13 protein-coding genes are annotated in these 13,337 nt (G+C 74.2%); 10 read left to right on the top strand and 3 right to left on the bottom strand.

Annotated elements, in window-relative coordinates; all coding sequences use genetic code 11:
• Positions 1-49: 49 nt before the first annotated feature.
• Together V1258_RS14185 and V1258_RS14190 are read right to left on the bottom strand one after the other, a co-directional pair.
• Complete coding sequence (locus tag V1258_RS14185) at positions 50-1,012, bottom strand: bile acid:sodium symporter family protein (protein WP_329745592.1); 963 nt, start codon at positions 1,010-1,012, stop codon at positions 50-52.
• 62 nt (positions 1,013-1,074) lie between these two features.
• A complete protein-coding gene (locus V1258_RS14190; protein ID WP_329750288.1) occupies positions 1,075-2,583 on the bottom strand; it encodes a glutamate--cysteine ligase in 1,509 nt (502 codons plus the stop codon).
• Positions 2,584-2,703: 120 nt separating this feature from the next.
• Between V1258_RS14190 and V1258_RS14195 the strand changes: the two genes are divergently transcribed.
• The 10 genes from V1258_RS14195 to V1258_RS14240 all read left to right on the top strand — a co-directional run bounded on the left by V1258_RS14195 (position 2,704) and on the right by V1258_RS14240 (position 12,340).
• Complete coding sequence (locus V1258_RS14195; RefSeq protein ID WP_442878631.1) at positions 2,704-3,372, top strand: NUDIX hydrolase; 669 nt, start codon at positions 2,704-2,706, stop codon at positions 3,370-3,372.
• Positions 3,369-4,586, top strand: coding sequence for a quinolinate synthase NadA (gene nadA, locus V1258_RS14200; protein WP_329750290.1), 1,218 nt, complete (start codon positions 3,369-3,371; stop codon positions 4,584-4,586). The genes V1258_RS14195 and nadA overlap by 4 nt, the downstream gene beginning before the upstream one ends.
• Positions 4,583-5,968, top strand: a complete 1,386-nt coding sequence (locus tag V1258_RS14205) for an L-aspartate oxidase (RefSeq protein ID WP_329750291.1) — start codon at positions 4,583-4,585, stop codon at positions 5,966-5,968. The genes nadA and V1258_RS14205 overlap by 4 nt, the downstream gene beginning before the upstream one ends.
• On the top strand, positions 5,962-6,816 hold the full coding sequence (gene nadC / locus V1258_RS14210) for a carboxylating nicotinate-nucleotide diphosphorylase (RefSeq protein WP_329750292.1): 855 nt from the start codon (positions 5,962-5,964) through the stop codon (positions 6,814-6,816). Before V1258_RS14205 ends, nadC begins: the two co-directional genes overlap by 7 nt.
• Complete coding sequence (locus V1258_RS14215) at positions 6,813-7,943, top strand: cysteine desulfurase family protein (protein ID WP_329750293.1); 1,131 nt, start codon at positions 6,813-6,815, stop codon at positions 7,941-7,943. Before nadC ends, V1258_RS14215 begins: the two co-directional genes overlap by 4 nt.
• The gene (locus tag V1258_RS14220; RefSeq protein ID WP_329750294.1) at positions 7,940-8,686 is read left to right on the top strand and encodes a hypothetical protein; all 747 of its coding nucleotides are present in this window, start codon (positions 7,940-7,942) and stop codon (positions 8,684-8,686) included. Before V1258_RS14215 ends, V1258_RS14220 begins: the two co-directional genes overlap by 4 nt.
• Before the next feature lie 64 nt (positions 8,687-8,750).
• Positions 8,751-9,854 (top strand): hypothetical protein, encoded by a 1,104-nt coding sequence (locus V1258_RS14225; protein WP_329750295.1) that lies wholly within the window; start codon positions 8,751-8,753, stop codon positions 9,852-9,854.
• Positions 9,855-9,872: 18 nt separating this feature from the next.
• The gene (locus V1258_RS14230) at positions 9,873-10,334 is read left to right on the top strand and encodes a hypothetical protein (RefSeq protein WP_329750296.1); all 462 of its coding nucleotides are present in this window, start codon (positions 9,873-9,875) and stop codon (positions 10,332-10,334) included.
• A 91-nt stretch (positions 10,335-10,425) separates the two neighbouring features.
• The gene (locus V1258_RS14235; RefSeq protein WP_329750297.1) at positions 10,426-11,472 is read left to right on the top strand and encodes a hypothetical protein; all 1,047 of its coding nucleotides are present in this window, start codon (positions 10,426-10,428) and stop codon (positions 11,470-11,472) included.
• 19 nt (positions 11,473-11,491) lie between these two features.
• Complete coding sequence (locus V1258_RS14240; RefSeq protein WP_329750298.1) at positions 11,492-12,340, top strand: aminotransferase class IV; 849 nt, start codon at positions 11,492-11,494, stop codon at positions 12,338-12,340.
• Here the strand turns inward: V1258_RS14240 and V1258_RS14245 are convergent, their stop codons facing one another.
• Entirely contained in the window at positions 12,341-13,297 is a 957-nt protein-coding gene (locus V1258_RS14245) for a sugar-binding transcriptional regulator (protein ID WP_329750299.1), read from the bottom strand.
• Positions 13,298-13,337 lie beyond the last annotated feature (40 nt).

Genomic DNA, 13,337 nt, shown 5'->3' on the forward strand with positions numbered 1-13,337 from the left:
TCAACGACACCGGGCGCCGGAGCGCCATGGGGAGGACTCCCCGTCCTGCTCAGCGGGCGGTGCGCCGGTAGTAGAGCGCGAGCATGGCGCCGGAGAGGTTGTGCCAGATCGAGAAGATCGCGGCGGGCAGCGCGGCGGCGGGGGAGAAGGCGCTCGCGGCGAGGGTCGCGGCGAGTCCCGAGTTCTGCATCCCCACCTCGATCGAGGTGGTGCGGGCCGCGCGGACGTCCTGGCGCAGCAGTCGCGCCGCCCAGTAGCCGAGCAGGTACCCGAGGCCGTTGTGCAGCACGACCGCGAGGAGCACGATCGCGCCGGCGGAGACGATGGCCTCGGTCGACCCGGAGACCACGGAGATCACCACGAGCGAGATGCCCGCGACGCTGATCCAGGGCAGGGCCGGCAGGATCCGGTCGACGAGCTTCCCGGCGACCAGGCGGATCACGAGGCCGCCGATCACGGGCACGAGCACCATCTTCACGATCGACAGCGCCATGGCGCCCGCGTCGACGGGGAGATAGGACCCGGCGAGCCACAGGGTGAGCACCGGGGTGAGCAGCGGGGCCAGGAGGGTCGAGATCGAGGTCATCGTGACCGAGAGCGCGGTGTCCGCCTTCGCCAGGTAGCAGATGACGTTCGAGCTGGTGCCGCCGGGGGCGCAGCCCACGAGGATCACGCCGACGGCGAGCTCCGGCGGCAGCTGCAGCAGGATGCTCACGCCGAGGCCGATGAGCGGCATGATCACGAACTGGGCGACCACGCCGATGAGCACCGGCAGCGGGCGGCGCAGGACCAGGCCGAAGTCCGGAGCGGTCAGGGTCAGGCCCATCGCGAACATGATGACGCCCAGGTAGATGCTGGTGTGCGGGGCGAGGGCCTGGCCCACCGACGGGGCGAAGAAACCGATCGCGGCGGCGAGGAGGATCAGGGCGGGGAAGACTGTCACGGCGATGCGCGCGGAGCGGTCCTCGGAGGCGCGCGCCGTCTCGGCGGGCGCGGGGGCGGTGGTGGTCATGCCTCGCAGGGTACTGCTCTTTGAGACGGCATCCCGCGATGTGGACGGATCGTGGACTCCCGTCAGGCCCCGACGGCGGGCGTCCGCGCCGGCACCGGCCACTCGTGCACCGGATCGCCCGAGTCCACCCCCGCTCGGTACCTCCGCGTCATCTCCGCGAGGGCCGTCGGCCGATCCAGGCCGCGCACCTCGAGGGAGGTGACGGTGTCGATCTGCCAGCGGGCGCCGTTGCGCCCGGTCCGCGCGCGGCCGGTGAGGATCCCCGCATAGCGCTCGACCACGTCGGCGTCCGCGCCGAGATCCCGGAGGCCCTCCATGGCCTGCGGGATCAGCTGGTCCAGGAGCAGATCGGCGACGCGCACGCGACCGGTCACGCGGGGCCAGCGGATCCGCGCCTCGAGGCCCCAGCGGGCGCACTGCTCGAAGGCGTCGGCCGCCTGCTCGAAGCTCATCCGCGACCACAGCGGCCGCCGCTCGAAGACCAGCGAGTGGAGGATCCCGTAGAAGAACGCGGCGTTCGCCGCCATGTCCGCGGGGGTCGGACCGGCGGGCAGCAGGCGGTTCTCGAGCCGCAGATGGGGGACGTCGGTGCCGGGATCGTAGATGGGCCGGTTCCAGCGCCACACGGTGCCGTTGTGGAGCATCAGCTCGTGCAGCCGGGGCGAGGCGCCCGGTGTCAGCAGGGGCTCCTCGGCCATCAGTCGCGACTCCGGGATGAGCGCCGGGAACAGCCGCACGTTCTCCTCGAAGAGGTCGAACATCGAGGTGATCCAGCGCTCGCCGAACCACACCCGGGGGCGCACACCCTGCGCCGCGTACTCGGGCGGCCGGGTGTCGAGGGACTGCACGAAGGCGGGGACGCGGGTCTCGTGCCAGAGGCGCCGGCCCAGCAGGAAGGGCGAGTTCGCGGCGAGCGCGACCTGCGGGCCGGCGATGGCCTGCGCGGCGTTCCATGCGGCGGCGAACTGCTCGGGCGGGACCTGCAGGTGGAGCTGCAGGGAGGTGCACGCGGACTCGGGGGCGATCGAGTCGAAGCTCGCCTCGAGTCCCCGGCCCTCGCCGTTGATGCGCAGGGCGATCTCCTCGCCGCGCGCCTCGAGAACGCTCGATTCGAGAGCCGCGTAGCGGTGGCCGGGGGCGCGCCAGTCCTCGCCCGCGAAGAGCTCCTCGGTGATGGTGGGGAGGTGGCCGACGGGGATCGCGCGGGCGCCGTGCTCGCGCGCGGCGGCGTCGACCTGGTCGAGCCGGGCCTGCAGGGCCCGCTCGAGGTCGGCGAGGCCGTTGCCGTGCGGGATCGAGACCGGGAGGTTCGCCTCGACGTTGTAGCGGCCGATCTCGTGCGTGAAGCCCTCGTCGTCGAGGGTGGCGAGAACCTCGTCGGCCGTGAGCGAGGGCGCCATGGTGGTGGCGTCGGCGAGGTTCAGCTCGAGCTCGACCCCGATCGTGCCCTCGTCGACGAACTCGGCCGTGTCCAGGAACGTCTCGAAGAGGTCGAGGTTCCGTCGCAGGTCGTGGCGGTAGCGCGTGCGCTGACCGCGGGTGTATTCGGTCGAACCGATCTCGCGTCCCATGCGGCACATCCTGACACGGGAGTTAGAGTCATTCGCCCTGTGACCCGCATCACGAGACCCGCGCCACCCCTGCCACTTCTGGTCATCGTGACCCTAGGCTCGTCGGCACCAGTAAAGGTGATGGTGACTTTAACAGGAGGTGTCCTCGACGTGACCGCTCTCGCCGTCTCCACGGTGATCTTCGCGCTGCGACCGCACCCCACCACCCGTCGGCTCGCGCTCTGGCTCCCGCTCGTGCGCCGCATCCGCGCCCCGCACCAGGGCCGCTGGGCGCTCCCCGGCGGCCCCCTCGACGATCGGGAGGACCTCGCCGCCGCCGCGAGCCGCACCCTGCGCGAGACCACCCGGCTCACCCCGGACTACCTCGAGCAGCTTTACGCCTTCGGCGGTCTGGACCGGGCCACGGGGGACGCCGAGCGGACCGTCTCGATCGTCTACTGGGCCCTGGTGCGCCCCGAGGACACCGTCGCCGGCGCCGTCAACGTGAAGTGGTTCCTCGCCGACGAGCTGCCCGAGCTGGCCTTCGACCATGCCGAGATCGTCGAGTACGCCCTCTGGCGCCTGCGCAACAAGGTCGAGTACTCGCAGATCGCCGCGTCCTTCCTGGGCCGCACCTTCACCATCGCGGAGCTGCGCGGCGTCCACGAGGCCGTCCTCCAGCGCCCCCTCGACCCGGCGAACTTCCGCCGCCAGATGGAGTCCTCCGGCCAGCTCGTCGCGACCGACGAGTTCCGCACCGGCGGCCGCCACCGTCCCGCCCGCCTCTACCGAACGGTTCCCCGACCATGACTGCCCTGCCGACCACCACGGCCACCTCCTGCTCCACCCGTCTGCTCACCGACCCCTGGGTGATCGACCGCGAGGACCCCGGCTACGGGCCCGGCGCCTCGATGGGCGACCGCATCCCGCTCGCCGCCCCGCGCCAGGGAGAGATCCCCGAGGAGTACCGCACCGCCTCCGAGGAGGAGCTCGCGGACCGCATCCGCGCCGCGAAGGCCGCCCTCGGCTCCCGCGTGGTGATCCTCGGGCACTTCTACCAGCGCGACGAGGTCGTCGAGCACGCCGACTACGTGGGCGACTCCTTCCAGCTCGCGACCGCCGCCACCGCGCACCCCGAGGCCGAGGCGATCGTCTTCTGCGGCGTGCACTTCATGGCCGAGACCGCGGACATCCTCTCCCGTCCCGAGCAGGCCGTGATCCTGCCGAACCTCGCCGCCGGCTGCTCGATGGCGGACATGGCGGACATCGACCAGGTCGAGGACTGCTGGGAGCAGCTCGGCGAGATCGCCGACGACGTCATCCCGGTGACCTACATGAACTCTTCCGCGGCCATCAAGGGCTTCGTCGGTCGCCACGGCGGGATCGTGTGCACCTCCTCGAACGCGCGGACCGTGCTGGAGTGGGCCTTCGCCCGCGGCCGCCGCGTCCTCTTCCTGCCCGACCAGCACCTGGGCCGCAACACCGCCCGCGCGATGGGCGTCGGCCTCGACGAGATGGTCATGTGGAACCCCCGTCGGCCCCTCGGCGGCAACACCGCCGAGGAGATCCGCGCCGCCCGCGTGCTGCTCTGGCACGGCTTCTGCTCGGTGCACAAGCGCTTCACCCCCGCCCAGATCGAGCGCGCCCGCACCGAGCATCCCGGCGTGCGGGTGATCGTCCACCCCGAGTGCCCGATGGAGGTCGTCGACGCGGCCGACGAGGCGGGATCGACCGACGTGATCCGCCGCGCGATCGAGGGCGCGAGCGAGCCGACCACCTTCGCGATCGGCACCGAGATCACCCTCGTCCAGCGCCTCGCCGCCCAGAATCCGCAGCATCGGATCTTCTGCCTCGACCCCGTGGTGTGCCCCTGCTCGACCATGTACCGCATCCACCCCGGCTACCTCGCCTGGACCCTCGAGTCGCTGCTGCGCGGCGAGGTCGTCAACCGCATCGCCGTCGACCCGTCGGTCGCCGTGCCGGCCCGCCTCGCCCTCGAGCGGATGCTCGCGGCCCGGCCATGAGCGTCCTCGTCGTCGGCTCCGGCATCGCCGGGCTCACCGCCGCGCTGCGCCTCGCCGGACGCACCGAGGTGCTGCTGGTGTCGAAGGGCGCGCTCGCCGACGGGGCGACCGCCCGCGCCCAGGGCGGGATCGCGGCCGCGATCGACCCGGCTGACAGCCCCGCCGCGCATGCCGCCGACACCCTCGCCGCGGGCGGTGGTCTCGGCGACCCGGCCGCGATCCGGCTGCTCTGCGAGGCGGCGCCGAGCGTGATCGCCGAGCTCGCCGATAAGGGAGTGGTCTTCGACGCGGGCCTCGGCCTCGAGGGCGCCCACTCCCGCCACCGCATCCTCCACGCGGGCGGCGACGCGACCGGCGCCGCGATCCAGGCCGCCCTGCAGTCGGCGCTCGCGGACCGCGTCGAGGTGCGCGAGCACACCGTGCTCGTGGACCTGGTCGTCCGGGCCGGACGGGTCGTCGGCGCCGTGCTGCTCGGCCCCGACGGCGTGCTCGTCGAGCAGCGGGCGGACGCGGTCCTCCTCGCCACCGGCGGCGCCGGCCAGCTCTTCTCCCGCACTACCAACCCGCTGACCGCGACGGGGGACGGCGTGGCCGCGGCTGCCCGGGCGGGGGCCGTCCTCGCCGACCTGGACCGCGTGCAGTTCCACCCCACCGCGACCCCTGGCGCGCACCTCGTCTCCGAGGCCGTGCGCGGGGAGGGGGCGGTGCTCCGCGACGCGCGGGGCGAGCGCTTCGTCGACGAGCTCGCCGCCCGCGATGTCGTCGCCCGCGCGATGGCCCGCACCATGGCCGCGCAGGACGGCGCACCGGTGCTGCTGGACGCGACCGCCCTCGGGGCCGACTTCCTGGCCGCCCGCTTCCCGACGATCGACGCCGCCGTGCGCGCCGAGGGCCTCGACTGGGGCCGGGAGCCGATCCCCGTCACCCCCGCCGCGCACTACTGGATGGGCGGGATCCGCACCGACCTCGACGGCCGCACCTCCCTGCCCGGCCTGCTCGCCGCGGGGGAATGCGCCTGCACCGGGGTGCACGGCGCGAACCGCCTCGCCTCGAACTCCCTGCTCGAGGGGGCCGTCTTCGGTGCCCGCGCCGCCGAGTCCGCCCTCGCCACCCCCCGCTCGTCGGCGTCGCCTCCCGGCCCGAGCTCCCCGCCGCGGGAGAGCGGCACTGACCCCGCCTGGACCCGTCGCGCCCTGCAGGAGGAGATGTGGTCCCACGCCGGGCCGCTCCGCAGCGGCGAGGGACGACCCCGCCTCCCGGACTGGGTCGCCCCGGATCCCACCGACCGGCGGTCCGTCGAGGACCGCAACCTGCTCCTGCTCGGCCGGCTGCTGCTGGCCGCCGCCCGCCGACCCGCCCGCCTGGAGGCCCCCGCATGCTGACCCCCGCCCTCATCGACCCCGTCGTCCGCGCCGCCCTCGCCGAGGACGCCCCCTGGGGCGACCTCACCGGGGAGCTGCTCGTCCCCGCGGAGGCGACCGCCACCGCCGGTCTCGTCGCCCGCGAGCCCGGGACGCTCGCCGGGATCGACGTCTTCGCCGCGGCCTTCACCCTCACCGACCCCTCGGTGCAGGTCGTCCCGCGCACGGCCGACGGGGACCGCTTCGCGGCAGGGGAGGTCCTCGCCGAGGTCAACGGACCCGCCCGGGCCGTGCTCCAGGCCGAGCGGGTCGCCCTGAACCTGCTGCAGCGGATGTGCGCGACCGCGACCCTCACCGCCGCGCTGGTCGCCGCCGTGGAGGGGACCGGCGCCCGCATCACCGACACCCGGAAGACCACGCCGGGCCTGCGGGTCCTCGAGCGGCACGCGGTGCGCTGCGGCGGCGGGGTCAACCACCGCTTCTCCCTCTCCGACGGGGTGATGGCCAAGGACAACCATCTCGCCGTCCTCGCCCGGTCCGGGATCGGCGTGGAGGAGGCGCTGCGCGCGGCCCGGGCGCGGCTCGGGCACATGGTCCGTCTCGAGGTCGAGGTGGATCGCCTCGACCAGATCGAGCCGGTGCTCGCGGGCGGGGCCGACGTCATCATGCTCGACAACTTCTCCCTCGCGGACCTCCGCGCGGGGGTCGCGCTGATCGCGGGCCGCGCCGTGGTCGAGGCCTCCGGCACCATCACCCTCGGCACCGTGCGCGACGTGGCCCTGACCGGCGTGGACGTCATCTCCTCGGGCGCGCTCACCCACTCCGCCGGCAGCCTCGACCTGGGGCTGGACATGGACGTGCGGGCGTGAGCACCGTCTACCTCGACGCGGCCGCCGCGGGACCCGTGCGCCCCGAGGCCCTCGAGGCGGCCTGGCCGTATCTCACCGGCGTGTTCGCGAACCCCTCCTCGCACCATGCTGCGGGGGAGGCCTCCGCCGCGGGGCTCGAGGACGCCCGGGCCCGCGCCGCCCGGGTGCTCGGCGTGCGCCGCCACGAGATCGTGTTCACCGCGGGCGGGACCGAGGCCGCGAACCTCGCGATCAAGGGCCTCGCCCTCGGCTCGCCGCGCGGGAGGCACCTTGTCACCTCCCCGCTCGAACACGAGGCGGTCCGCGAGTCGGTCGACCACCTGCGCCGCCTCCACGGCTTCGCGGTCACCGAGGTGGAGGTCGCACCCGACGGGACGATCACCCCGTCGGCCCTGCGCGCCGCCCTCCGTCCCGACACCACCCTCGTCTCCCTCGCCCTCGCCAACACCGAGATCGGGACGATCACCGACGTGCGCGCGCTCGCCGCGATCGCGCACGAGGTCGGCGCACTCGTCCACACCGATGCCGTGCAGGCCGCCGGCTGGCTCGACCTGCGCGGGCTCGGCGTCGACGCGCTCACCCTCGCCGGGCACAAGGTCGGCGCGCCCAAGGGCAGCGGACTCGCGATGCTCCGCGGGCGACTGCCCGTCGAGCCCCTCGTCCACGGCGGCGGGCAGGAGAACGGCCGACGCTCCGGCACCGAGAACGTCGCCTTCGCCGTCGCGCTCGCCGTCGCCCTGGAGCTCGCCGAGGCGGAGCGCGCCGAGCGCGTCGCCCGCATCACCCCGCTCCGGGACGCGCTGCTCGAGCGGGTCCTCGCCGCGGGCTGCATGCTCACCGGTCCGCGGGCGCCGCGGCACCCGGGGCACCTGTCCTTCTGCGTGCCGGGCCGCAGCGGGGAGTCGGTGCTGCTCGACCTCGAACGGCGCGGGGTGATCGCCTCGAGCGGCTCCGCCTGCGCCGCGGGCAGCGATGAGCCGAGCCCGGTCCTCCTCGCCCTCGGCCTGCCCCGGGAGCTGGCGCAGTCCGCGGTGCGCCTGACCCTCGGCGGCGACGTCACCGCGGAGCAGATCGAGGAGGCGGGGCGGGCGGTGTCGGCCGTCCTCTGTGCCACGATGGCGCGGTGAACACCTCCCCGCTGCTGCCGATCCTCTCGGTCCGCCCCGTCCTGGACCGCCTCACCTCCCTCGCCCGCACCCATGAGCGGGACGCGACCCTGATTCCTGGCCTCGCGGTCACCGAGGAGGAGGTCGCCGCGAACCCGCCGGCGGCCCTCGAGCAGATCGTCGACGAGTTCGGCGGCATCGTGCTGCGCGATCAGACCCTGCTGACCCTGCTCGTCGAGGACCGCACCGACGTCGGCCCGTACACGCTGCTGGGCGACGCCGCGACGTTCTACCCCCTCTTCGAGACGCCCGAGGCCGCCGTGATCCTCACCCTCGACGAGGAGGGCGCGCCCGGTGCCGTCTTCGGCATCGGCGAGGACCTCGCCCTGCACCTCGTCGCCCCGGACCTCGGCACCTACCTCGAGCGCTTCGCGGACGCGCTCGCCGCGACCCTCGCCGAGCTCGACCCGGCGCTCGAGGGCGAGGAGCGCGACGAGGCCGCCGAGCAGCTCATGAACGATCACCTGTTCACGCAGGTCCTCGGACTCGCCGATCCCGACCCGGCGCTGGACGTGCCGCTGCGGTCCCCGTCGGACTCCGCGGTCCCGGAACTGCCGGCCGGCGCGCTCGCCGTCGCCGACCTGCGCGAGGCCCCCGTCGGCGCCCGCGTCGACCTGATGGAGGCCGACGTGCCCGGCGACCCGCTCGAGCTGCACGTCGCCTGGCGCGCCGGCGGCCGCGCGGTGGTCCTGCTCGGGGGCTGACCCGCGCGGTCCATGGGGAGAACTCCCCATGGTCGCCGCGGGAGACCCCGCCTAGCGTGAGCGTGTGACGGGGTTCCTGGGTGCGGACACGGACGAGGTGCGGCGGATCGGCGGGGACATCGCCACCGGCGCCGGACGGATCGATGCGCTGGCGGAGCGGCTGACGGCCGTGCTCGCCGCGGTCGCGTGGGTGGGGCCGGATGCCGACGCGCTGCGCGCCGACTGGGCACTGCAGGTGCGGCCGGCTCTCGTCGAGCGCGGTGAGGCGCTGCGCCGCGACTCCCGGGAGCTGACCGACCATGCCGACGAGCAGGACGACGCATCGTCCCCGTTGTCGGCGCAGCCCGCCGTCCAGCCCCTCGCCGTGAAGCTGGTCGCGGCCATCGCCCCGCTGGCGCCCGCCGAGCCCACCGCCCCGGGACCGCCGCCGACCGAGCGCACCGTGACCATCGGCCCCGACCACGAGCTCGCGCCCGGCGATGACGACGAGCCGTTCGGGATCGGTGTCGAGCTCGCCCCGAGCACCACCTACGAGGTGGGCGACCACGGCACCTTCCACACCGACGAGACCGGCGCCGTCGTGTACGTGCAGGCCGAGGGCGGCGGCGAGAGGATGAACCCGAACCTGCGCGAGACCTTCCCCGACGCCGTATACCACGTCAACGACCTGGCCTACTACCGTACCGATGAGCTGGGCCGCACCGAGCACCTCTTCGTCCCCGAGGTGATCGTGGACCGCGACATGGAGCGCAGCCAGTCGATCCAGTCGACCATCGCCGAACGCTGGGACATGGCCGGTGACGGCACCTCCGAGCCGGTGGAGTACAACGCCGGCCACGTGCTGGCCCGCCAGCTCGGCGGGATCCGCGAGGAGATCAACTACACCCGCCAGTGGGATGAGGTGAACCAGTCCCGGTCCGGTGTGGAGAACATCTACTCCGTCGAGTCGCTCCTCGCCGACGGCGTCACCGAGGACGGACGCTCGTACTCCTACGAGACCGAGATCCACTGGGGCGAGGAGCAGCCCGCCGGCGTCGGGCCGGAGTTCGACAGCGAGCCGTGGGAGTACGTGCCGGAGAGCTACGACGTGACCGTCACGGAGGACGGCGAGGAGATCGTGGACCTCCATCTGCCCAACTACCCTGACGGTGCCCGTTTCCCCGAGTGACCCGTGGAGGGATCCGGAATGACGCAGCAAGCATCCCCGATGGAGCGACAGGGCGCCCTGGTGCAGGAACTGGGCACCGTCCTGCTCGCCTCCCTCGACCCGCCCGCCGACTGGCGGCACGTCGGCGCGGCCTTCCTGCCCCACGGCACCGCCTGGGCGGGCCGCTTCGTGATCACCGCGGCCGACGACGCCGTCCCCGGGGGCGGCGACGCACCCTTCGCGGAGGGCTCGCGGATCGCCTCGCTGCTCGACGAGCTGCAGTCGGTCTCCGCCGAGGAGGGCGCTCCGTTGCTCTCGCTGCGGCTGGACCTCTCGCGGCCCGAGCCGGAGCGGATCGCGCTGGGCTCGACCCTGAACCGGGACCGGGATCCGGGGGACCTCGACGGGCTCGGAGGGGTGGATGCGCAGGTCGCGCAGCGCCTCGCGGAGCGCTTCGGGGCGGAGTCGCTGCCGGGGTGGGTGCGGGACCTGCTTCCCTGAGGGTGGGGAGTCCTCCCCATCGCCTCGGCGGCGGATCGCCGCTTACCGTGATCTCGTCAACGGGGGAGAACTGAGGGGGGGACGGGCGACGATGAGCGCATTCCTGGGCGCGGATACCGAGGCGCTGCGCACGATCGGATCGATCTGCGCGCGGCGGGCGGCGGTCCTCGAGGACCTCGAGTCGCTGTTGAGCGGTGTCGTCGACGACGTCGAGTGGATCGGGGAGGACGCCGACGAGTTCCGCGCCGACTGGAGCTCTCGCGTGCGTCCCGGGCTGCAGGACCTCGGCGTCGAGCTGCGGATGCAGGCGCGCCGGCTGGTCGAGCACGCCGACGAGCAGGACGCCGCCTCGAGCGCGAGCGACTCCTTCGCGGCGGACCTGGCGCGGACGCTCGGGGAGGCGGCCGAGGCCCTCCTGCGGGGGGCGCTGGGCGGTGCGACGGGGGTGGCCGAGGGCGTGATCGCGGGGGCGGTCGCCGCGGCGCTCGAGGAGATGTTCCGCGAGGCGCTCTCCACCCCGGAGGGTCGTGCGGCCTTCCTCGGCGGACTGCTGGGCGCGTCGCTGCTCGGCGGACTCCTCGCCGAGCTCCTCACCCGGGCGCTCGCGCTGGGCCAGGCCTTCACCGATCTGCTCGGCTCCCTCGGTGGCGGACTCGCCCTGGGCGCGGCCCTCGGCGATCAGCTCGGCCAGGAGCCTCTTCCCGTCGCGGCAGCCGCGGCGTCGGACGAGCAGGCGACGGCGGGCGGCGGCGAGTCGGCGGGTGGCGGCAGCGCGGGCGGCAGCGGTGGCGGCAGCGCGGGCGGCAGCGGCGGCGGCTCCGGCGGCGGAGACGCAGCGGGCGGCGGAAGCGGCGGCGGAAGCGGCAGCGGCTCCGGCGGCAGCTCCGGAGGCGGTGCCGGGGCGGACCCCGCCGCCTCCGGCGACGAGGGCCCCGTCGCGCACGGCCGCGCGATCGGCGGTCAGGGCATCGTGGCGGGGGAGGACTCCAGCTCGGGCGCGGTCTTCGCCGGGCGGATCGAGGCCCCGGGCGCGGACTCCGGGATGTCGCTCCTCGAGCGGCTGATGGCGATGATCGGCGACGCCATGGGCTCCGGCGGCGGCGCCGCCTCGATCGGCGGAGACATCGGCCGATCCTGACGGGTCTACGCTGGTCGGCATGTCCGCGCACAGCCCCGTCCTGATCCTCGTCCCCGGTTCCCGCCCTGCGGATCCCGCCGCCCCGGCACTGCTGGTCACGGACCTCGCGGCCACCCGCGGTGACGGTGTCTTCGAGACCATCGGCGTGTTCGACGGGCGCGCTGTGAACGTCGGCCCGCACCTGGACCGCCTCGAGCGCAGCGCCCGGATGATGGATCTGCCGCTCCCCGCGCGCGAGGAGCTCTCCGCGGCGATGGAGGCGGCGATCGCGGCCCACGACCCGGTCGCGGAGCTGACCGTGCGGGTGATCGTCTCGCGCGGCGTGGAGGGCTCCGGCGAGCCGACCGCCTGGGTCCACGCCCGCGCGGCCGACGATTGGTCCTCCCATCGCGCCGGGATGCGCGTGATCACCCTGGACCGGGGACTGGCCACGACTGCGCCCCGGACCAGCCCCTGGCTGCTGGCCGGCGCGAAGTCGCTGTCCTATGCGGTGAACATGGCCGCGACCCGCGAGGCGGTGCGCCGCGGAGCCCGGGACGTCCTGTTCGTGGCCTCGGACGGGTACGTCCTCGAGGGGCCGACGTCGACCCTGCTGGTCCGGCGGGGCGAGGACTTCCTGACCACCCCGGTGAGCGCCGGTGTGCTGCCGGGGACCAGCGTCGGCACCCTCTTCGCGGCACTGCAGGCCGAGGGACGGTCTGCCCGCGAGGAGCTGATGACCGTCGCGGACGTCGCCGGCTCCGACGGGGCGTGGCTGCTCTCCTCGAGCCGTCTCGCCGCTCCTCTGACGCATCTGGACGAGGCGGAGCTGCCGGTGGATCGTGAGCTGACCGAGCGCTTCGGCCGGCTGCTGACCGGCCGCGACTGATCACAGGCGGGAGAGCACCTCCCGCGCGAGGTCGGTGTCGACGACCACGGTGTCGATCGCGCCGCTGCGCAGCACACCGAGCACACCGGGAGCCTTCTCCGCACCAGCGGCGACGCCGAGCACCTCGGGGATGCGCACCAGCTGGTCGAAGGTGACTGCGAGGACACGCTGATCCGAGGGGGCGCCGAGCGGCTCGCCGTGGGCGTTGACGAACCGCCCGCACACATCGCCCACGGGTTGCTGCGCGTCGAACGCCGCACGCTCGGCGTCGTCCAGGCGCATCAGCTCGACGATGTGCGGGGAGGAGTGCATGCCCGCGGAGCCGATGCCGACCACGGCCAGCTCCACGCGGGCGGCGTCGGCCAGCACGCTGCCGATGCTGGACTCGGCGCGCAGTGTGGCGAGCGCCGTCGCGGATTCGAGGATGGCGGGGGCGTAGAGCGTCTCGGGGCGCGATCCGAGGCGGGAGGCGAGGACGCGCAGCACCGAGTCGCCGGAGTCGAACTGGTCCAGGGCGCTGTGGCCGCCGACGAGCGGGAGGACCCGGGGACGGGGCCGGAGGTGGAGCGTCTCGAGCTCGGCGACGACGTTCTGGACCGTCTGCCCCCAGGAGACGCCGAGGCTCGAGACCTGCGCGGCGCGGTCGGTGATCACGGCGGCGCCCTGGCGTGCGACCGACTCCATCGCGGAGGTGCGCGGGGCGGAGACGACGTACGCCTCCTGCAGGCCGAAGGCGGCGCGCAGGGAGGCTTCGAGGGCGTCGTCCCGGCGCGGCGGACCTTCGGGGTCGTGGATGCTGATCTCGACGATGCCCCGGTCCCGAGCCTGGGTGAGGATGCGGGAGACGTTGGAGCGGGAGAGGCCCAGCTCGGCGGCGACCTCTGTCTGGGAACGTCCCTGCTCGTAGTACAGGCGGGCGGCCCGCACGATCACGGAGGTGTCGCGGGGTGCGGGCATGCGGGCCTCCTCGTTCTGGGCGGGTCGGCCCAGCCTACGC

Source organism: Brachybacterium sp. J153, from assembly GCF_036311905.1.
Lineage (GTDB): Bacteria > Actinomycetota > Actinomycetes > Actinomycetales > Dermabacteraceae > Brachybacterium.